17 protein-coding genes and 5 pseudogenes are annotated in these 18,908 nt (G+C 41.7%); 7 read left to right on the top strand and 15 right to left on the bottom strand.

Going from position 1 to position 18,908, the window contains the following annotated elements:
* Positions 1–107 precede the first annotated feature (107 nt).
* The 4 genes from RMY00_RS19335 to RMY00_RS19320 are packed head-to-tail and all read right to left on the bottom strand — an operon-like array spanning position 108 to position 1,669.
* A complete protein-coding gene (locus RMY00_RS19335) occupies positions 108–608 on the bottom strand; it encodes a hypothetical protein (protein ID WP_322649080.1) in 501 nt (166 codons plus the stop codon).
* Positions 595–1,128 carry a GNAT family N-acetyltransferase gene (locus RMY00_RS19330; protein WP_322649079.1) on the bottom strand — a complete coding sequence of 178 codons (534 nt, stop codon included), beginning with the start codon at positions 1,126–1,128 and terminating at the stop codon, positions 595–597. The genes RMY00_RS19335 and RMY00_RS19330 overlap by 14 nt, the downstream gene beginning before the upstream one ends.
* Entirely contained in the window at positions 1,109–1,306 is a 198-nt protein-coding gene (locus RMY00_RS19325; protein ID WP_322649078.1) for a hypothetical protein, read from the bottom strand. The genes RMY00_RS19330 and RMY00_RS19325 overlap by 20 nt, the downstream gene beginning before the upstream one ends.
* 54 nt (positions 1,307–1,360) lie before the next feature.
* A complete protein-coding gene (locus RMY00_RS19320) occupies positions 1,361–1,669 on the bottom strand; it encodes a helix-turn-helix domain-containing protein (protein WP_322649077.1) in 309 nt (102 codons plus the stop codon).
* A gap of 99 nt (positions 1,670–1,768) precedes the next feature.
* On the opposite strand from RMY00_RS19320, the gene RMY00_RS19315 reads away from it, so the two are divergent.
* From RMY00_RS19315 to RMY00_RS19300, 4 genes and pseudogenes are all read left to right on the top strand, one after another.
* Positions 1,769–2,206: a hypothetical protein gene (locus RMY00_RS19315; protein ID WP_322649076.1), complete on the top strand. Its 438-nt coding sequence runs from the start codon at positions 1,769–1,771 to the stop codon at positions 2,204–2,206.
* A 59-nt stretch (positions 2,207–2,265) separates the two neighbouring features.
* Positions 2,266–2,971, top strand: a pseudogene (locus RMY00_RS19310) (IS5 family transposase); the annotation flags it as partial.
* 42 nt (positions 2,972–3,013) lie between these two features.
* Positions 3,014–3,436 (top strand): annotated as a pseudogene (locus RMY00_RS19305) (alpha/beta hydrolase family protein); the annotation flags it as partial.
* A 102-nt stretch (positions 3,437–3,538) separates the two neighbouring features.
* Positions 3,539–4,156: pseudogene (locus RMY00_RS19300) on the top strand (isopentenyl phosphate kinase); the annotation flags it as partial.
* A gap of 113 nt (positions 4,157–4,269) precedes the next feature.
* On the opposite strand, the gene RMY00_RS19295 reads toward RMY00_RS19300, so the two are convergent.
* From RMY00_RS19295 to RMY00_RS19260, 8 genes are all read right to left on the bottom strand, one after another.
* On the bottom strand, positions 4,270–4,443 hold the full coding sequence (locus RMY00_RS19295) for a hypothetical protein (RefSeq protein WP_322649075.1): 174 nt from the start codon (positions 4,441–4,443) through the stop codon (positions 4,270–4,272).
* A gap of 19 nt (positions 4,444–4,462) precedes the next feature.
* The gene (locus RMY00_RS19290; protein ID WP_322649131.1) at positions 4,463–5,062 is read right to left on the bottom strand and encodes a DNA cytosine methyltransferase; all 600 of its coding nucleotides are present in this window, start codon (positions 5,060–5,062) and stop codon (positions 4,463–4,465) included.
* Positions 5,004–5,237: a hypothetical protein gene (locus RMY00_RS19285; protein ID WP_322649133.1), complete on the bottom strand. Its 234-nt coding sequence runs from the start codon at positions 5,235–5,237 to the stop codon at positions 5,004–5,006. The genes RMY00_RS19290 and RMY00_RS19285 overlap by 59 nt, the downstream gene beginning before the upstream one ends.
* Before the next feature lie 224 nt (positions 5,238–5,461).
* A complete protein-coding gene (locus RMY00_RS19280; protein ID WP_322649074.1) occupies positions 5,462–5,932 on the bottom strand; it encodes a hypothetical protein in 471 nt (156 codons plus the stop codon).
* Positions 5,933–6,229: 297 nt separating this feature from the next.
* A complete protein-coding gene (locus RMY00_RS19275) occupies positions 6,230–6,607 on the bottom strand; it encodes a response regulator transcription factor (protein ID WP_190894307.1) in 378 nt (125 codons plus the stop codon).
* Between the two features lie 77 nt (positions 6,608–6,684).
* A complete protein-coding gene (locus tag RMY00_RS19270; RefSeq protein ID WP_322649073.1) occupies positions 6,685–9,621 on the bottom strand; it encodes a response regulator in 2,937 nt (978 codons plus the stop codon).
* A gap of 35 nt (positions 9,622–9,656) precedes the next feature.
* Positions 9,657–11,267: a hypothetical protein gene (locus RMY00_RS19265; protein WP_322649072.1), complete on the bottom strand. Its 1,611-nt coding sequence runs from the start codon at positions 11,265–11,267 to the stop codon at positions 9,657–9,659.
* 141 nt (positions 11,268–11,408) lie between these two features.
* The gene (locus RMY00_RS19260) at positions 11,409–11,594 is read right to left on the bottom strand and encodes a hypothetical protein (RefSeq protein ID WP_322649071.1); all 186 of its coding nucleotides are present in this window, start codon (positions 11,592–11,594) and stop codon (positions 11,409–11,411) included.
* A gap of 625 nt (positions 11,595–12,219) precedes the next feature.
* Here RMY00_RS19260 and RMY00_RS19255 point away from each other — a divergent pair.
* The 3 genes and pseudogenes from RMY00_RS19255 to RMY00_RS36210 form a co-directional block, all read left to right on the top strand.
* A pseudogene (locus tag RMY00_RS19255) lies at positions 12,220–12,695 on the top strand (IS1 family transposase); the annotation flags it as partial.
* 70 nt (positions 12,696–12,765) lie between these two features.
* A pseudogene (locus RMY00_RS19250) lies at positions 12,766–13,481 on the top strand (IS1 family transposase).
* Entirely contained in the window at positions 13,456–13,797 is a 342-nt protein-coding gene (locus tag RMY00_RS36210) for a transposase (protein WP_416212082.1), read from the top strand. Before RMY00_RS19250 ends, RMY00_RS36210 begins: the two are co-directional and overlap by 26 nt.
* Positions 13,798–14,119: 322 nt before the next feature.
* On the opposite strand, the gene RMY00_RS19245 is transcribed toward RMY00_RS36210, so the two are convergent.
* The 3 genes from RMY00_RS19245 to glgX all read right to left on the bottom strand — a co-directional run bounded on the left by RMY00_RS19245 (position 14,120) and on the right by glgX (position 18,763).
* Complete coding sequence (locus RMY00_RS19245; RefSeq protein WP_322649070.1) at positions 14,120–15,556, bottom strand: CHAT domain-containing protein; 1,437 nt, start codon at positions 15,554–15,556, stop codon at positions 14,120–14,122.
* A gap of 34 nt (positions 15,557–15,590) precedes the next feature.
* Positions 15,591–16,352: a MinD/ParA family protein gene (locus RMY00_RS19240; protein ID WP_322649069.1), complete on the bottom strand. Its 762-nt coding sequence runs from the start codon at positions 16,350–16,352 to the stop codon at positions 15,591–15,593.
* A gap of 293 nt (positions 16,353–16,645) precedes the next feature.
* Entirely contained in the window at positions 16,646–18,763 is a 2,118-nt protein-coding gene (gene glgX, locus RMY00_RS19235) for a glycogen debranching protein GlgX (RefSeq protein ID WP_322649068.1), read from the bottom strand.
* Between the last annotated feature and the right edge of the window lie 145 nt (positions 18,764–18,908).

Genomic DNA, 18,908 nt, shown 5'->3' with positions numbered 1-18,908 from the left:
AGCAGTATCTCTGTATCTCTATTTGCTGCGCCAACAGTTGTTTAGCTTTAACCACTAAACCGTACCACAAATGATGGCTTGTTCGATGCAGATCGTGTGTGTACAAGTCAGTGAGAGGGGGATCTTTTTTTATATTCAAACTCCAACAAATTCAGCACTTTTCCTTCCAAATCGGTCAAATAAGCCCGCTTCAGCTTCCCCAACGACTCCAAAAACCTCTGCACCGACTCCTCCAGTCCACTCGAATACACCCGATTGATGCGATCGCAAATCACCCGCATCTGCTCACACTCGGCAGGCAAGTAGTTGAAAGACTTCAGGTACTGCAACCCAACTGTATGCTCGCCATCCCAGGTTCTGACGGTACAACTGAATTCGCCCACATGGTTGACTATGCCCCAGCACCCACCTTTACCTCTGAGTTCCGGGTTGTCAAGAGCAAGGATTTGGCATACTTCGCCTAACTGGTAAGTGTTGGGTACTTGGGTGCGTTCCATTATTTGCTGTACTACGTTTTTAACGATTCTAGCTGGTGGCACTTTACCCTGTGCCTGCTCCACTGCTTTTAACCACACTTCTTGCTGTTGTTCGGGTTCAAGCTTTGTCATCGGTCGAACTTGCCCCTCTGCTGCCGAGCAAAATGTCCAATAAAAAAGTGAATCGAGCAAGCTTTTTCGTCATAAATACGCTGTTTGGGTCATCAATGTAGTCAGCAAAGGGGCCTCGGTACTCAAACCCATACCCTGTATACAATGCTCGTGCTGGAGCGAATTCTGGAATTGCCCCTGTTTCTAAATTCAAGCAATCGTAACCACGCCGTTGGGCTTCTTTAATAATCTGTTCCAGAATCTTTGAGGCGACACCCCTACGTTGGTGAGCCTTGACGGTACGCATTGATTTGATTTCACCGCTTCTTGAATCTAGTTCTTTCAATGCCCCGCATCCAACCAGTTCTTCGCCATCCCAAGCCGTCCAAAAGGTAATATCAGGCGAACGCAATGCCTCTATATCAAGAGCATGAACGCTTTCGGGCGGGGTAATCTCATACATATTTTCAAGATGTTCCCATAAAAGGTCAGCAATCTTTTTACCTGTCAGGTCATCTTCTCTAATTTGCAATTGACTCATCTCCTTCATCAACCCCATATTCCTGCTCTATCAAACCCAACAGCTTCTCCTCCACCGCAGTCAGATATGGCCGCTTCAGTTCCCCCAGATGCTTCAGCACAGCACGGGCTGCCTCTTCCAAGCTCTCGTTGTCCTGTAACCTACGAATGCGATCATCTACGGGGAGAAACAGCGCCATCGCAAAAGAACTGCATCTGCTGATATTCCGATGAATAAGCGAATTCCTGAGAAATTATCTTCTAGCCAAATCGATGCAGGTGTTAAACTCGCAGCGATCGCACAACTTTGTCAGCAACAAATCATTTTTCTCTTCCACCCAAGACTTAATCATGCTTAGATGTTCATCCTGAATTGTCGGCTTTTGGTATCCTCCACGTTGTTTTGCTTCAATTCGTCCACTTTCACGATAATGACGCAGCAAATTTCGTATAAACGACAAGCTGACCTTAAATCTTTGCGCCACCTGCCGTTGAGAACCTTCTTTTGCTAACCAAGCTGCAATCACGCGACGACGCAAATCCTCTGAGTAAGATACTGGCATCGAATCAAACAATTACTTCATATTTAGGTTACCGTAGTTTGTGGTTCAATTACCTGAAAATTGCTGTAACTGCCGAACAAATTCCTTATCTCAACTTAGATGAGTAACCTATTTTCCCTCATTCCAGATCAAATCCGAGATAAATTACCACTGACGGAGGATAAAAAACAACTACTTCAACAGCAAACCATTACTCAAGATATCCCAGGAACAATTCTGCGGGATTTTCAAACTATTTTAGAACTTCTCCAACCCAACGGCGTTGAAGTTAGTAGCACTTATCACCAATTATTGCTTAAGTATCTCCAACAACTTAACTCACAATTGAGTTATCCCATAGATATTAACCTCAAACGTCCTGTACAAAAATCCTATCCTTATATTCACGGTCTTTATTTCCTTCTCCGCACCTCTGGACTGTCTCAAGTTATTACCGAAGGTAAAAAGAGCAAGTTAGTTTTAGACACAAAAATTCTGCAAATTTGGCAAGGATTAAACCACACAGAACAATATTTCACACTGTTAGAGGCTGTTTGAAAAGTTAGAGAAATGGTAAAAAAGCTCTCTCAGTATACGCTGTAAATAGATCGTAGACAGCACTGAAAGAGCAAATTTTCTATGTTTTGGTAGAAGGAGTTAGATGGCGATGCCTACGGCGGGCTACGCCTACGCTACCGGGTGACTTTCCCGTCTGGCAGACGGTATATAGCTATTTTCGCAAATGGCGCAAAGACGGAACGTGGCTGAAAATTCATGATAATCTCCGGCAGTGGACACAGACCCTTGCAGGATCGCCATCGAAGTCCTACGTAAGCGATCATCGATAGTCAAAGCGTCAAGAGTGCAGCGATGGTTAGTCAATTGATAGGCTTTGATGCAGGAAAAAAAATCAAGGGACGGAAGCGATTTATGACGGTCGATACCTTGGGGTTAGTATTGCGGGTCTTGGTCACGGCAGCCAATGTGGGTGAGCCAGAAGGGGGAAAACAAGTTCTTAAATGGGTGAAACACTCTCAGGAGCAGGTATCTCGTTTGACTATTCTCTGGGTGGATGGCGGCTTTGATGGTGAGCCGTTTATGCAGTGGGTGATGAATTTTTGCCGTTGGATTGTGCAGGTGGTGTTGCGCCCGGAGCAGACCAAGGGCTTTGTCTTGCTCAAAAAACGTTGGGTGGTTGAGCGCACTTTTGGTTGGCTCATGGGGTGTCGGCGGTTGGTCAGAGACTATGAGTTATTACCCGAAACATCAGAGACATTTATCTATCTTGCCATGATCCGGATCATGGTGAGGCGATTGGCATAAAATTTTACTCCTCAAAACTTTTCAAACAGCCTCTTAACTTTCCGAGATACTTTTAAAGCAGGAGCCAGCTATTTTGGTGTCAGTGATTTGGAAGCTTTAGTTCGGGACACACATAAGTTTGAATCCCGGTACTTGGATCGTCTGGTTGGCCCTTATCCACAACAGCGTCAGATTTATCAACAGCGTTCGCCAATTAACTTTAGTGAGCGTCTAGCCTGCCCAATGATTTTTTTTCAGGGATTAGAAGATCGAGTAGTTCCGCCCAATCAAACTGAAGCAATGGTTACAGCCCTAAGAACAAAAGGTGTACCTGTGGCTTATGTTGCTTTTGAGGGTGAAGAACATGGTTTCCGCAAAGCCGCAAACATCAAGCGTTCTTTGTCAGCAGAACTTTACTTTTATTCACGAATTTTCAATTTTGAAATTGCCCAACCAGTTGAGCCTGTAGTCATTGAAAACTTTTAGCTCCAACTGAACAAGGCGATCGCCGCCATTGTAGTAGTTTGCGGTGCTTCACGACAGGCTTGACCGCAATACTGCTCGCTTTGTGCATTTTTAACAGCGAATAAATATGATACAATTAATGGTTTTTCATGTGATGAAGAAAAACTAGGGTTTTGCTTAGTTCACCAAGATGCTTTAGATTTAAATTTCCTACTAGCTAAAAGTTTTCTACAAGCAGGTTTACCAGTGGTAAGTTTGCCACCTATTACTATGATAATCACTCATAATAAGAAACTGTTGAAGAGTGACTTTAGTGTAATAGAAAGTAGTCTACAAGCAGGTTTGATTCCTTTAATTTTTGGTGATGTCGTTCTAGATCAAGCTATTGGTGGTACTGTCCTCTCGACAGATGCAATACTTGCAGAACTAGCGAAATACTTCTATCTTCAAGGTAAGTTTAAAATTCAACTAATAAATGTTAGGAATTATGCAGGTGTATATGATCAAGAGGGGCAAGTAGTTTCCAATATTACTCAAGCTAACTATTCTCAGATTAAACCTTTCTTGGGCAAGAGCAAATCAGTAGATGTTACTGGCGGGATGGCGAAGAAAGTTGAGGAGTTTTTGACTATTTCTAGTTTAGGGATTGACTGCTGGATAATTGATGGGAATATCCCAGGCAATTTAGCCTCTTCAGTTTTAGGTACGCCAACTCTAGGCACTTTAATTAGGGCATTTTAACTAAAATGATTTCAAAACTGTTGGTAGTTAATCCGAATTACTTACCCTTAATCTTTTTGAGATAACTCATTGAGAAAGGCAGAGGGCAGTTCTTGGTGAAGGCAGCTATGAATCTATCCTACTAATAAATTTCTGCGAACCCAGATGTGAACTGTAGTTAAGGAAAGAAAACCATTAAAGCAGGCGGAAGGCGGAAATTCACTCTCACCGCACAACCTTTGTGCTTCTTCTTTTCTGTCCCCTGCTTGTTGGTTGTCCTCTTCCTTACCTGTAGCAACACATTTCAAGTGAGTTGCTCTCGGTTTGTCATAAAAATGCTCCTGATAATTGTTTCTGTATGTGAGTAAATAACTGCACGGCAAAACTGGGTGGTACAGAGTAGCCAATGATTGACCCAGCCGTAGCAGTCTCTTTTGGGAACTCATACCAAGACGGAAACCCTTGCAAGATTGCAGCCCCTTCAATAGACAAGGATTTGACTATCCCATCAGGCGACCAGATATCAGCGAACTTACTACGGTTACAACCTTTGTGATCTGTAAAATGGGATCGCAGAATGGTGTTACAGGGTAGATGCCCAGGCTTGTACTTTAGTCTGTTGCGTCCCCCAACTCTCTCTAGTAGCAGTGGCGTTGGTTCGTTAGCTGTCAGAAATTGTTCTACCGCTTGCCGTTGTTTGGGGAGTAGTTGGGAATCGGTCATCATAGGAATGAGATGGGCGATACCTTCGGCACACTTCGTGAACGCCTCGTACCACCCTATTGGTTTTCTGCGAGTTGGTAAAGCAACGCGACAACCTCTACTGGCAACCAGAACTAACCGCCGCCGCGCCTGGGGCAAGCCAAAGTCAGCCATGTTGACCACTCTGTAATCGACCGAGTATCCCTTTTGCTCCAAAGCATCCAGGATGATGGCAAAACTTTGACTGTTCTGATAGCGCGGGACATTCTCTAGGGTAAACACCCGCTGGCTGCAACTGTTGGATAGCTTCTGCTACTGCGATCGCTGCCGTCAGATCGTCACCAGTTTCCTCAGCTTTACCCGCTTTCGCTGTGTGGGCTTGGCTAAAGTTGGCGCACACGGGGGAGGCGTGGAGGTAATCGGGGCGGCGGGGGAAACCTACAAATCTTAACCGTGCTACTTCTTGGACTGTTAGCGGGACTTAAACATTTTTGAAGAAGAAATAAGCCTCAAACCCTTGTGGAGTAACGGAAATACACCAAATGCCCAAAAACGCCTGAAATCCAGATATATCAACAAACCAAGCAAAACGATGTCAAAGTCCCTTGCGGTATACGTTTGGGGCTATTTTATCGGCGTTTTTTGCCTAAGTCCCATTAGCTGGATTATTCTACAGCCGTACTCGCTAAAGTTGCGGTGATGGTTGAGAGCGATCGCCCTGCTCAAGTCTGGTTTTGTGGGGTCGAACTCCACCGCAATGACTGGACGAATCCCGGCTTGCACCATCCCCGCCTCAATCCCACCGCCACCAGCGAACAGTACTACAGCGATTGGGGCATCATCTGGAAGAACTGGTTTTAATTTTGTGCTATCAAAATTTTTGCAGACATCTGATTTTGGTGATGGCTTTTTGATTTTCGCTTTTTTGATAAAGGCGATAATATCTTCCTTATTTGCCCCTTGCTGTTGCATTAGACGGATCATTGGGACAGCAGCAGGGGGGATTGAGCCTATACTTTTACCCTTCCAAACGCCGGTTGTGTTTTTCCTTCCAGTTATATCCCCACCTCCAAAGAAAGGGGTTATTTGGGTCACGCTCACCAATGACACGGGGATAAAAAACAGTTGAGCCATCAAGTAACTTTTTAGTTTTGAGGTACGGATAAAGACATCTGACTGGTTCCCCTTGCGAGGCTTTGACCCCTTTCTCTAAGAATTTTTGGGTATTGTAGATAACTTAGCTATTACTGATTTAGTCATGCAGTCACCTCCAAAGCCAAAACCAGTATTTGACTGGTGTTAATCTCAGTAGTAATCGACCTAACTAAATCAAATGCGATCGCCTGCGGTAGAATGGAAGCGAAAGCAGGTGAAAAACATTCAAAATTTTCCTCAAAAGCCCAAAACCTGCATTGATTTTTCAAGTACTTCTTTGGGGCGAAATGGTTTAGTTAAATATAAATCTGCGCCAACCTCAATTCCTTTTTGTTTATCAAATTCCTGTCCCTTAGCTGTCAAGATCACAATGTAGATGTCAGTCATTTGCAGGTCGTGTTTTACAATATGGCAGACTTGCAGACCATTCATTTTAGGCATCATCACATCAAGAAAAACTAGGTTTGGTTTTTCAGTTTTAATAGTTTCGAGGGCTTCTTCTCCATTTCGAGCAGTTAGAAGTTCAACACCCTCGTCTTCTAATGCTTCTAGGGCTTGTTCCATCAAAATCAAGATATTGGGTTCATCGTCAACAATTAGAATTTTCTGAGTCATAAGATTGGGAGGGAGTGGGGAGTGAGGAGTGGGGCATTGGGTTAAACTAATTTTTGACCAATCCCCAGTCACAGCGATTACTGTTCGGACAGCATAATAAAAAATACATTTTTCAACTCCTTCTCAAACCGTAGAGTTTTCACCATGTCGGCTTCTTGAGAGAAAATAGAATCGATGATGATCATGTCAGGTTTGGCTGACCGAGCTTTATTGATGCATTCTTGGGGATCGGAGGCTGCAATCACGCTGTATCCCTGAGTTTGTAGTACATCCGATATGGTTTTTAAGGTTGAGGCATTTTTGTCCACAACCAATACCTTTTTACTGGAAGTACCTTGGGAAAGCAATGAGCCAATTTCGTTGAGGAGTTTCTCTGTGTCAATGGGCTTAGTGAGATAGCGATCAATGCCAATATGGTAGCCTCGTTCTTTGTTTTCAATAATTGACAGAATAATGATCGGAATGTCTGCGGTCTGGGGATCATTTTTGAGGACGGCTGCCACATCGAAGCCGTTGATTTGGGGCATCATCACGTCCAGCAGAATCAGGTCGGGACGGGCTATTTTTATTTGATGAATAGCATCCACGCCGTCTTTCGCTTCCCGAACATTATAGCCTTCGGTTTCCAGTTGTTGACGAAGCAATTCCCGAATGTTGATATCATCATCTACTACCAGAATTGTTTTGCTGTTTTGATTCAGCACAGGGTTTGTGGTGATGACGTGTTCTTTAAGTTGTTTGACTAGCGCATCCAGATTCAGACTGGTACTGGTTTTGCGATCGCTAGCAGAGGTGGGAATGAGGAACGAGAATATGCTACCCTTGCCTGGTTCACTCTCCACCCAGATTCTACCACCGTGATGATCGACGATTTGTTTACAGATGGGCAGTCCTAGCCCTGTGCCTTTGGGTTTGTCGGTGAGGGTGTCGCCAACTTGGCGGAATTTCTCAAATACTTTTGGCTGGTCTTCAGGTGTAATACCAACGCCTGTGTCAATGACGCTGATGCAAACACCTTCGTTCTCTTGTTTAACGCGGCAGATGACAGAACCGAATTCGGTAAACTTAACGGCATTAGAAATCAGGTTGATCAGGACTTGTAGCAGACGATTGCGATCGCCTAGTATCTGAGGCAGTCCAGGTTCTATCTCGCACACTAACTGCAAGCCATTAGTTTCAAACAACCCGGCGGTAGAATTGGTTGCCCAATCGAGTAATTCGCTCGGATCGAGGGGTTGCATCTGCCATTCCACCTTACCTGCTTCCATCTTGGCGATATCTAAGACATCGTTAATCAAAGATGTAAGGCGTTCTGCTTCTGACACAATAATGTTGAGATTGTCACCCACCCGCTTAATCGTTTTCTGAAGTTTACGGTCTTCGGTAGGAAGTATTGGAAAAACATCAGTTTCCAGCTTTTCTTTAATGATCGACGCAAAACCGAGGACAGAAGTTAGTGGCGTCCGCAACTCGTGGGAAACCGTAGAGATGAAATCGGTTTTCATCTGATCGATCTCTTTCTCAGCTGTCACATCCCGAATCAGGATCACTGAGCCTAGCCACTTCCTCGACTCATCCTTAAAAGCTTCTTTAAAGATGGTGGTTGCTAGAGCTTGACCAACTCGACCTGCTGCTAGATTGACCTCAGCTGTGAAGATTTCTCGTGACTGCTTGTGGGTCTGCTTTACCAAATTAGCAATTTCAACTTGAGAAATTTCTTGATAGTCTTTTCCTTTAAGGTCAATGTCGCCAAGCTGGAACATTTTGAGTAGCGCCGGGTTAAAGCGGGTGATCTGTCCGATGGTGTTGGTTACTAGTAATCCATCTGCTAGATTGTCAATAATCGCAGTCAGGTCAGCGAATGTTGCTTGCAGTTCTGTGTCTGCTTGTTGCCGTCCCAAGCGGGATAGGGCTAATAGCCAGGAACCCACCCCAATCAACCCAGTCAGAACAACATAAAACAGCACGAGTCGCTTAAAAGAACTTTGCGATCGCGCATTTAAGATCGCAGAGGGAACATGAGTCAAAATTTTCCAACGGTAAGACTTGGCATCCACCTTCTCTTGACTGGAATCAAAGGCGCGGGTCGCCCCCGTACTGGATTGAGCTTTTTGAACTTCCAGTAGAGGATACAGGGTTTTGAAGGTGAATAATCCTTCAGCCGTTTGGAACTGTCCCGACTCCGTTGTGGCTATCTGCTGCCAAACTTTCGGAAAGGCTTTGGCGAAGGTTTGGTTTTTGCGGTCTTCGTACATAAAGCCCCACTCATTCTCTGGCTTTGATCCCTTAAGCCAATAACCATCAGCATTGAGTAGCAGCATTTCGCCTAAAGTTGTCGAGTTTTCTTTTTGCAGATTCTGGATAAATTTCTCACCTAGATAGTTAAGCACAACGATGCCGCGTTTTTGCCCCTGAGAATCAAATACAGGAGTGCCAAAACGGATCATTGGTTTGAGCGGTTGTTCAATTTTGCCCCGCTCAATATTTAGATCCAGTGGCGAAACAAAGACCTCACCTGATTTGAGCGGTAAGGTATCCTTAAACCAGTAACGCTTTGCTTGGACTTGCAGCTTTTCGTCAGGGACAACGCTGGGCTGACCTTTATTAAAGTTGACTCTGACAATTTCTTTACCAGTTATGTCAAGAAAGCGAATCTGGTCATAGAGTTGCTTCTGCTGAGACATGGAAACATACTCTTTAGCGATCGCCTGCCTTAACTCCAGTGTTTCAGTTGTACTCCCAGGTCGTTTGAGCATGGACTGTAGTTCGTTTTGGGTAGCCAAAAACATCAAGTCTGACTTAATTAAATTGAAATCATTAGCAGCTATTTTGGCTTGCAGTTCAACGTTACGGCTTTCGTTGATCGAAATTGCGCCCCGTTCAGTTTTACTCTCTGCCTGATGAATGATGATCAGCACGCCCCCGACCAGGACGGACAGTGGTAAGAAAGTGATCAGGAATTGCTTAAGAATTCCTTGGTGAGCGATTTTCAGTAATTTAAGGTTTTTTAGCATAAGAGAGTGCTGAGTAATGAGTGGTAGCGCGGTGTTCATTTCAAATAGATTAAGAGATGAGTAATTAAAGTATTTCTTTCATAAGACAGTAAATAAAGATGCAAAAGATTTGGATTCTCCATATCAAGGTGCATTACTGAACCATCAACTGCTAAGTGGTGATGATCTATCCATCTATCTTTTGAATCTAGTAAAAAACTGAAGTAGGGGCTTTCATCTGGATGAGATTTTGTTAATTCTTCGTAACTTTGATAAAAAGGAGGTATCCCAATTCCCATCGGCATATATAAGCCTTTAGGATATTCTTCCACAGGCAATTTAGGAAGACTTTTGATATCGATGCCACTGATCAATAATTTATTTTTCTCTCCAGTTCTTGTATCTCCTAATATCAATTCTATCTCCTGCAAATCTTGTTGATTACCGATAGTTTTAATATTTCTTAAAATAGTTTTTTCAAATTTACCTATTCTCCAATATTCATTTTTCCAAGGTTTATTGGCATCGTAAAACCCTGGTGATCTAAATGTTGCAAATTCGATTTTATTTTCGTTCCTATAAAAATCTCCCCAGCTAGTTAAATTAGTTGCTAGTGTAGTCCTAACTTTTCTACTTTGTTCCCCTGCCACAATGATTTTTTCATCAATTGGAAAGTTGGTAACAATTTCTTTTTCATCGATCACTTTCCTGAGCAAATTAGTATTTATTACTGTACCACTCGGATCTTGCCAGTGTTCTAATCTCCACCAATAGTCCCAATAAGAAATTTTATTGATATTTTCAAATACATTTTTATAATGTCCTAATGGGAAGGTAAACCAATTTTGATAATAAAGGGATTTATTACCATCTTCTTTCGTAAAAAGCAAAACTTCCCAAAATCCAGCATTTAAGCAATTGTTAGCCAAAGCAATCTCTACAAGATTTTGCTTTTCAAAACCATCGCCTCCGATAATTTCTATATTTTCAGAATTTGCCGGAAAGCTAACTTGTTGTCGGTTCCACTCCCGATCTGTAAAGGCAATTATTTCTAAACCTTTATCTTTTTTCACCCATTCTGGTGCTTTAGGCACTAATAGCTTTAAATCAACATTTTTTATAATTATCTTTGCTGTTTTTTTATTTGTCGGTTCCAGTATAAAATCGAAGTGAGTTTCGTCTTTCTTGATAATTGTTAATTTCCGTTGGGAATATCTTTGAAAATTTTTGCCTAAAGGGGCAGGATTTGCTGGATACTCGGCATTAGATAATTCTTGGATTTTAACCGTCATCTTATTATCAAAATCATATCTGGATTTAAACCAGAAAGTGCCAATTCCAAGCAAACCAAGCAATAAGATGAGAGTACCGAAGAAAGCCTTTTTCTTAGTAACTCTTAAATTAAGTTTATTTACAAAAATACTTTTATGTTTTTGTCCTAGCGAATTATTATTCATTTGTTTCATTGTTCTAAACATCAATAAAAAAGAAATTGGATAGATCAGATCAGTTGCTCCCCATCTTTCTGAATCATCAGTCGAGAGATCCTGACCGGAACCAAGATGCCCCTCTTTGGGGATTAAGTCTTTCTCATAGGGACTGTAGCGACCAGTTTTTTCTAGGTTCTTTAGCGTAGTAAACATGGTTGAGGTTTCTTTTAATGCCATATTTGGGTAGGGTTAGAACAACAGAACCAAAACAACAAAGTGGCGTAAAGCCTTAATGAAATTGGGTGGCGTTGGAACATCTGGTAAATTAAGTTATGAAGTAGAGATGGCAACTCTTTTTTGTTGAGCATTTTTCTGAGGCTAACTGCGGACATGAAACACCTCATAAGTAGCGAGTTGTAAATTGGCTGCATTCAAGCCAACCAGGTTATTAATTTTATCTGCTACTTCTGGGGCTAAGTTTCCACAGACAGGCATGTTCTTAGTTTTTACCAGTTGCGATCGCGCGGCCTCTCGTGTAGAAAAGCAGTCTAAACTGTATTGCAACCCTCTGCCTCCTGCTTACTTCACCGTGGCTATCCATACCCCTTCCCTGCGGGACGCTCCGCGAACGGATAAGGAAGCTACGCCCAGCATCTCCAAAAAAGAGAGAAATTGTCATAAAAATCTAAGGATATAATAATTTACTAATTAATAAGACTAGTTTTCCCAAAAAGATGGGCTATCTAACAGCAAAGTTGAGCATTAGCAAATATATTTAAATTCCGTACCAGAGGCATCTTTGCATCTACAGAAATCGCTTACTTTTTGATGAGTTATATCAAGTTCGGATGAATACTTATAACCCACATTCCGCACTTCAATATGTAGCACAAGTAAACTACATAAACAGAAAATTCACTCGTAAGAATTTGAACAATCAAGTCACCAGAAACTAAATAAATTAGCACTTCAAAATTCGAGCTTTTTTATTGTGTAAAAAAGCTGGTTATCCCACAACATTGAATTTGAAATTTTTAATCAGTTATGTAAACATCAGACTAAGCAATACTAAATTAGGTAGCTAAAGACTCAGATAATAAATAATACTTTTGGCAAGCTAATGGCAGGAATTGCAAGATTCGACAACGTGACTGCGTTAAGTTCAAAATCTTCTGCCAGCCTTGTGCAATCATTAATTTATTGGGGCAAACAACTGGGAGAAAAACTTCCAGATTTACCAAAAGAAGATGTCATTCCAGAAGTTGGCGAATTGGATGAATTAGAAACATTTATAGGTTCAAAAAAGACAAAATTTGGCTGTGGACAGCAGTAAATCACTTTAATCAAGGTATTTTAGCTTGGGTTTTAGGAGATCACAGTGCAGAGGTATTTGAGCCATTGTGGAAAATTGTTAAACAATGGAAAAGTTATTTTTATGTTACAGATGTCTGGAAAGTGTACCCAAGTTTTATCCCCGATGGAGATCAAATTGTGAGTAAAATATATATGACTAGAGTTGAAGGCGAAAATACCCGCTTGCGTCATTATTTAGCAAGACTTCACCGCAAAACATTGTGCTATTCAAAGTCAGTAGATATGCTGAAATATTCAATTCGATTATTACTTCATTACTTGAAGTATTGGGAAATACCCGTATTGAATTAAATCATCCCGCATTTATGCAACGCCTAGATAGGGCGTTGCATAATAGAGGGATGAATTGAGGTCTTCTACTGTGCATTGTCCATACTGTAAGTCTACGAGGATTAGAAAAAATGGTAAACGCCGAGGTAAACAAAATCACTTTTGCGTCACCTGCGACGTGCGTTCCGCCCCGCTTCGCTAACGCCGATTTATAGATATCTATAGTCCACCAAAAGGATACTCAAATGAGATCAAAAACGAATGTATAAAAGCATACGTTAATGGTGCAGGGTTTAGGGCTATTGAACGCCAGAAAGGAGTTCATCACACAACTATAATTAGTTGGGTAAAACAAGTTGGTGAAAAATTGCCAGATGTACCACCAATAGAAGAGATACCAGAAGTTGGAGAACTGGACGAATTAGAGACTTTCGTCGGTTCAAAAAAAACAAAATTTGGTTATGGACAGCAGTAAACCACTTCCGTCAAGGAATTTTAGCTTGGGTTTTAGGAGACCACAGTGCTGAAACATTTAAACCTTTGTGGGACATTGTTTGCTGGTGGCAATGCTATTTTTATGTTACCGATGGATGGAAAGTTTACCCCAGTTTTATTGAGCCAGGAGATCATATTGTCAGTAAAACATATATGACCAGAGTAGAAGGTGAAAATACACGTTTACGTCATTATTTGGCACGTCTACATCGCAAAACATTATGCTATTCCAAGTCAGTAAATATGCTTAAATACTCAATTCGCTTGTTACTCCATTACTTGAAGTATAGAGAAATACCTGTATTTAGTTAATTCATCCCGCATTTATGCAACGCCCGATTACGCTATTTTACAGGTTGATCAAGCACCGGCTGATACAAGTTCAAAGCTCCGTTGGCCGGAGAATATTATTCCTCTGTTTCAACCACCATCAGCCCCTGAACTCAACCCAATTGAAAGGCTTTGGCAGCTGCTCAAAAAACCACTCAAAAATCAACTTTTTTCTTCTTTACAAGCTTTACGCGAGCGCATCCAAGAAATATTTGACCAACTTACTTTTGAGCAGGTAATTTCTGTCTCTTCTTACAACTTTATCCTGGAAGCTTTATTCTATGCAGCTTTATATTAAATTGGTATAAGATAGACGCTAACACTATCATAAAAGGCGACCAAGCTTTCACTTACATTGGAACTCGCGCATTCACCGCAGCAGGTCAGATCCGTTATTCTGGAGGTATTCTCCAAGGTAATACTGATAGTAATCTAGCGGCTAATTTCGAGATTCAGCTTGAAGGATCACCACTACTAGTGGCAAGCGATATTATCGTTTAATAGACTTCTTGTAAAATTCCTTAACAGTCTTACTTCTAAGGCAATACGGTTCAGGCAGAGGGCAGAATAAAATACATAATTATTTTATTTTTTCCCACAGATGCAGTCCTTGGTATTATCTACCAAGGACTGCCAATCATTGTAAAGGCTGCCCAATAATACGGATGGGATAAATTTAAATCTCCCAGTTCTGATAGTTCTGGTGGTAAAGGCATTTCTGTCCTTAACCCAGAGGAGCGCAGTTGTCCTTGCTTAAATTGAACTTGCCCTTTAAGCATTCTTATTTGCGCTTGCCTAAGAGCTTCAGCTTTAATCGGTGCTGTTTTCAAATGCATATAAAATTCTGTCATCAACGCTAAAGTCCCAGCATCATTAACAGACCACAAACTACCCATTGCCGACTTGACTCCCGCTTGCAAAGCTAACCCTGAAAAGCCTAGCTCTGCTTGCCGATCTCCTAAGGCAGTTCTACACGCACTCAATACTAATAAATCTACAGTAGGAACATTCAATTGCAACTGTCGCAATTGGTTTAAGTACAACTTATTATTCCAAAATTGAATGTAGGAGTTACTAGCTGTTCCTGGTTGGAAGACTCCGTGAGTTGCCAAGTGAACAATTTTGTAAGGTTGCCGTTTTCGTTGCGATCGCAAATTATTTAAAGTGAATTTATCGTTTAGGAAACGTTCCCCCCCCTGATTCTCCACAATTGTAGATAACTCTATAGGTACAGCAGGCAAAGGATCGAAGTCTTTGAATTGGGAAGCTCCCATTGCCAAAACTGAAGATTTACGGATGTCAGTGTAACGAGTGTCTATCAGGCTGAAGGCAGGAATTAAACTGATATTATAGTTTTCTATCAAAAATTTCTGACCATCATGCAATGCTGACAAAGGTACAGAGCGCAAGCCAGTACCTACGCAAAAAACTAAAGTATCTATATTTTGAGCTTTCAGGTCTTTTTCAATTGGAGCAATTAACCACTGATAAAGTTGTTGTGCAGACGCTAAGTAGCTCGTAGTATTAACTTCTCTAGGATTACTAAGTTCAGCTTGAAACTGTTTAGTTACTTTGAATAAAGTATTTTTATTAGCTACTGATATACTCTTATTAATTGGGTTATTTTTCGCAGTTACTAAAAGTATTTCTAGCTGTTTATTTGTTGGTATTAGATAAATAACAGCAGATTTCTTTCCAGTGTCATTCTCAATTTCCTGAAGTTTGTTTTTAATAGTGTTAGATGTCATTAATTGATTAGAAAAAATTGCACCTAAATAATTTTCATAACCCTTTTTCCAGATTTTTTCTTGTTCAGCTACAGCATCTCTTGGTAGTGGTACTTCAGTAGTTGAATTTTCTAAACTTAGATTATACCTCTTGCAAAACTCTTTTTGGCACTTTCGTAAGAGAGCTTTTTTACTAACCCTTTCTCCTACTTCTGCAATAAGTTTATTATTAATTAATTGAGATAAAGTAAGAGTCTCAGCTTTAACTGAGATGGGACTAATTATTTTTGTAATTAGAAATATTATGGCTAAAAAATTAATTTTATTCATGACTGCTGACACCGGGTTAATGTCTATTAGTATTTCATGTGATAATTTGTTTAGCGATCGCTTCCACAATCTGACTGAAGGGATGACTGGGGTAGCGTAAGCAAAAGATATCTCTACTGGCTAGGTGAACTACTTCTTCTGATAGAGGCAAAATGCCCGCTACTGAAGCGTTGTAACTTATTTCTACCTGTCGTCGTAAAGTATCAAAATCTAAATTTGGCAGTGCTTTATTCACAACCATTAGCATCTGGGGCACTTCTAATTGACGGGCGACATCCACAGTTACAGCCGTACCCTGGAAATCTTGATGATCTGGGCGCAAAATGATAATCAAAGCATCGGAAATGGTAATCGAGAGTAAAGTCTCTTCGTTGAGTCCAGGGTGAGTATCAATAAATAGATATTCTAAATTTAGTCTCTCGATCAGTTCTTGAAAGCCGTCATGTAGCAAGCCTACGTCATATCCCTCACGTAAGATTCTGGTAATTTCACCCAGATTGAGAGAGGAAGGGATAAGGTAAATAGCGCTGTTTTTTTTAGCTACTTCTTTCAAAGCAAAAGTAACATCATAGGCTGTATCCTCAACATCACAGCGCCCCCATAAATAATCATTAAGGGAAAGCTCCATCATTTCCTCATCGAAACCGAAAAGGACATGAATCCCTGGAGATTGGATGTCAGTATCAACGATACCAACCCGATGCCCATAACGAGCAACAGTAGCAGCCAGATTAGCAGTTATATTTGATTTACCAGTGCCCCCCCGAAATGAGTGGACAGATATAATTTTAGGCATGACACATCTTATACCATGTACCGTTTGAGATTTTCCAGGACTTACGCATAATTATAGAAAAACGTGGACGCATACTCCTACAGAGAAGCAAGCTACGCAAAGCATCTGTCTGCGACACGCTGCGCGAACGCAGAGAAGCATCTTGCCGCAGAGTATGCAGAGAAACCAGCGCGTTACGGTGGGTCTATTCGTAGTGGCATCCCCAGGTTGTAGTGATTGGCACAAGGTAGAGGAGTAAGAGTTTGGGAGGTATTTTACCTCAGTCCTGATATCTCTAGAACTTGCGAATTGTATTATTTACCCACTAATATGACTACCGATCTACCTCCGATAAACAATCCGTGCTGGTTTTGCAGTAATGGTTCCGTCCCTGGTGCCCAACTTTCCTCTGGAGGAGCAGCACCAGTGTTAACACAAACATGCCACTGCATTTCCTGGGGAAGTTCTGGTATCTCAAACCAATGACTTTCCCAATGCATATTCATCGCCACATATATGTAATTGTCAGTTACCGTCCCCTCTTTAGCGTGTTGACCACAAAGCATAAAAGCCACGATGCGACTTTCGTTAGACCAGTCAGCGTTCCATGCTTGAGTTCCATGCCAAGTAATATCGCTATAGCCACTGCCGACATAATCCACATTGCGAAAGTGGTATTTATTTCTCAGCACAGGATGGGCGTTACGAAGAGCAATACAGTCTTTAAAAAACTTAAACAAATCTGCATGAGATTCCAATAATCTCCAATCCAGCCAGTTGAGTTCGTTATCGTGGCAATAAGTATTATTATTCCCGTATTGTGTGCGTCCTACCTCATCCCCCATGAGGATCATTGGCACTCCTTGGCTAACCATCAACATAGCCACAGCATTTTTTATCTGTCGTCGGCGCAAGGTGTTGATATCTGGATTGTCAGTCTGACCTTCCCAGCCACAATTCCAGCTTTCGTTATCATTAGTACCATCGTTGTTATTTTCACCATTGGCTTCATTGTGTTTGCCATTGTATGAAACTAAATCCATCAGCGTAAAACCATCATGGCAGGTAATGAAATTAATCGAAGCTGTCGGGCCACGGTCAGCCCAAGCATAGAGATCCGGTGAACCTTGTAGTCGCTGTGCCATGTCTCCCGCCAGCCCTGGTTCACCTTTAAGGAATTTACGAATAGTGTCACGGTACTTACCATTCCACTCTAACCAACGCCCAAATGCTGGAAAAGAACCGACTTGGTAAAGACCACCTGCATCCCAAGCTTCAGCAATGAGTTTGCAGTTAGCGAGAATTGGGTCAAACGCAAGACTTTCTAAAAGTGGTGGGTTAGAGAGTGGTGCGCCCCAAGGGTCACGTCCCAGAATCGCCGCCAAATCGAAGCGGAAGCCATCAATGTGATACTCAGCAGCCCAATAGCGTAGACAGTCGAGTACCATATTGCGAACAATTGGATTATTACAGTTGAGGGTGTTACCAGTGCCACTAAAGTTAAAGTAGTAACCCTCTGGGGTCAGCATATAGTAGGTTTTGTTGTCGATTCCGCGAAAGGAAATCGTCGGCCCATAATCGTTACCTTCTGCTGTGTGGTTGAAAACAACATCTAGAATTACTTCAATGTCATTTTGATGCAGAGTTTTAATCAACGTTTTGAGTTCATCAACTTGCATCCCATATTTGCCTGTAGCTGCATAACCAGCTTTCGGCGCAAAAAAGCCGACAGTACTGTAACCCCAGTAATTTAGTAGTACTTCCCCTGTTTGGGGGTTAGGGCGGCTGTTTTCAAATTCATCAAATTCATATATGGGCATCAGCTCAATACAGTTGACACCTAGCTCCTTAAGATAGGGGATTTTATCACGGATGGCGGCAAATGTCCCTGGATGCTTCACTCCAGCAGAGGGATGCTGAGTAAAACTGCGAACGTGCATCTCATAGATAATCAAATCCTCAGTAGGAATTTGTAATGGACGCTCACCTTCCCAGTCAAAGTCATCAAATGCTAAACGCGATCGATGCTGATATATATTATCCCAGTCGGGTTTTTCTCCCCAAATATCTCTGCCACCGATGATTTTGGCGTATGGGTCTAGAAGAATTTTGCTGGTGTCAAACCAGTGTCCTTCTTTGGGGTCGAAAGGCCCGTCCATGCGGTAGCCGTATTCGAGGTTTTCGTAATCCAAGTCAAATACGGTCATGCTGAAGACATTACCAATGCGAAACTCTTCTGGAAACGGAATTTCCGCCATTGGTTCAAGGGCGTACTTTTTGAACAGTACTAAGGTACAGGATTTGGCATGACGGGAAAAGATAGAAAAGTTAACGCCTCCTGGTACTAAGGTTGCTCCAAAAGGAATTGGACTACCGGGACGTAGCTTAAAGTTTTCGTAACTATGGGTGGGATGGATATCAATTCTCTGCATTTATAGCTCCTATCGGGCTAGTACAAAAAAGCTGAAGTATGCAGTATGAAATAAATAAACCAGCACTGTAAGTCTTTTGGAGTTTTGTGATAGGTTATTTATTTGTACTGTAATTTTATCAAACAGAAGTCAGGAGCCAGAATTC

Origin of the sequence: Nostoc sp. ChiVER01 (assembly GCF_034531155.1) — a bacterium.
Classification (GTDB): Bacteria; Cyanobacteriota; Cyanobacteriia; order Cyanobacteriales; family Nostocaceae; genus Nostoc.
This window is presented reverse-complemented; position numbering and strand designations above follow the sequence as displayed.

Bases quoted from the DNA above. Each gene is read 5' to 3' on its own strand.
- RMY00_RS19335 (WP_322649080.1), bottom strand. From the start codon at position 608: ATGACAAAGCTTGAACCCGAACAACAGCAAGAAGTGTGGTTAAAAGCA.
- RMY00_RS19330 (WP_322649079.1), bottom strand. From the start codon at position 1,128: ATGAGTCAATTGCAAATTAGAGAAGATGACCTGACAGGTAAAAAGATT.
- RMY00_RS19325 (WP_322649078.1), bottom strand. From the start codon at position 1,306: ATGGCGCTGTTTCTCCCCGTAGATGATCGCATTCGTAGGTTACAGGAC.
- RMY00_RS19320 (WP_322649077.1), bottom strand. From the start codon at position 1,669: ATGCCAGTATCTTACTCAGAGGATTTGCGTCGTCGCGTGATTGCAGCT.
- RMY00_RS19315 (WP_322649076.1), top strand. From the start codon at position 1,769: ATGAGTAACCTATTTTCCCTCATTCCAGATCAAATCCGAGATAAATTA.
- RMY00_RS19275 (WP_190894307.1), bottom strand. From the start codon at position 6,607: ATGACTCAGAAAATTCTAATTGTTGACGATGAACCCAATATCTTGATT.
- RMY00_RS19270 (WP_322649073.1), bottom strand. From the start codon at position 9,621: ATGCTAAAAAACCTTAAATTACTGAAAATCGCTCACCAAGGAATTCTT.
- RMY00_RS19265 (WP_322649072.1), bottom strand. From the start codon at position 11,267: ATGGCATTAAAAGAAACCTCAACCATGTTTACTACGCTAAAGAACCTA.
- RMY00_RS19245 (WP_322649070.1), bottom strand. From the start codon at position 15,556: ATGAATAAAATTAATTTTTTAGCCATAATATTTCTAATTACAAAAATA.
- RMY00_RS19240 (WP_322649069.1), bottom strand. From the start codon at position 16,352: ATGCCTAAAATTATATCTGTCCACTCATTTCGGGGGGGCACTGGTAAA.
- glgX (WP_322649068.1), bottom strand. From the start codon at position 18,763: ATGCAGAGAATTGATATCCATCCCACCCATAGTTACGAAAACTTTAAG.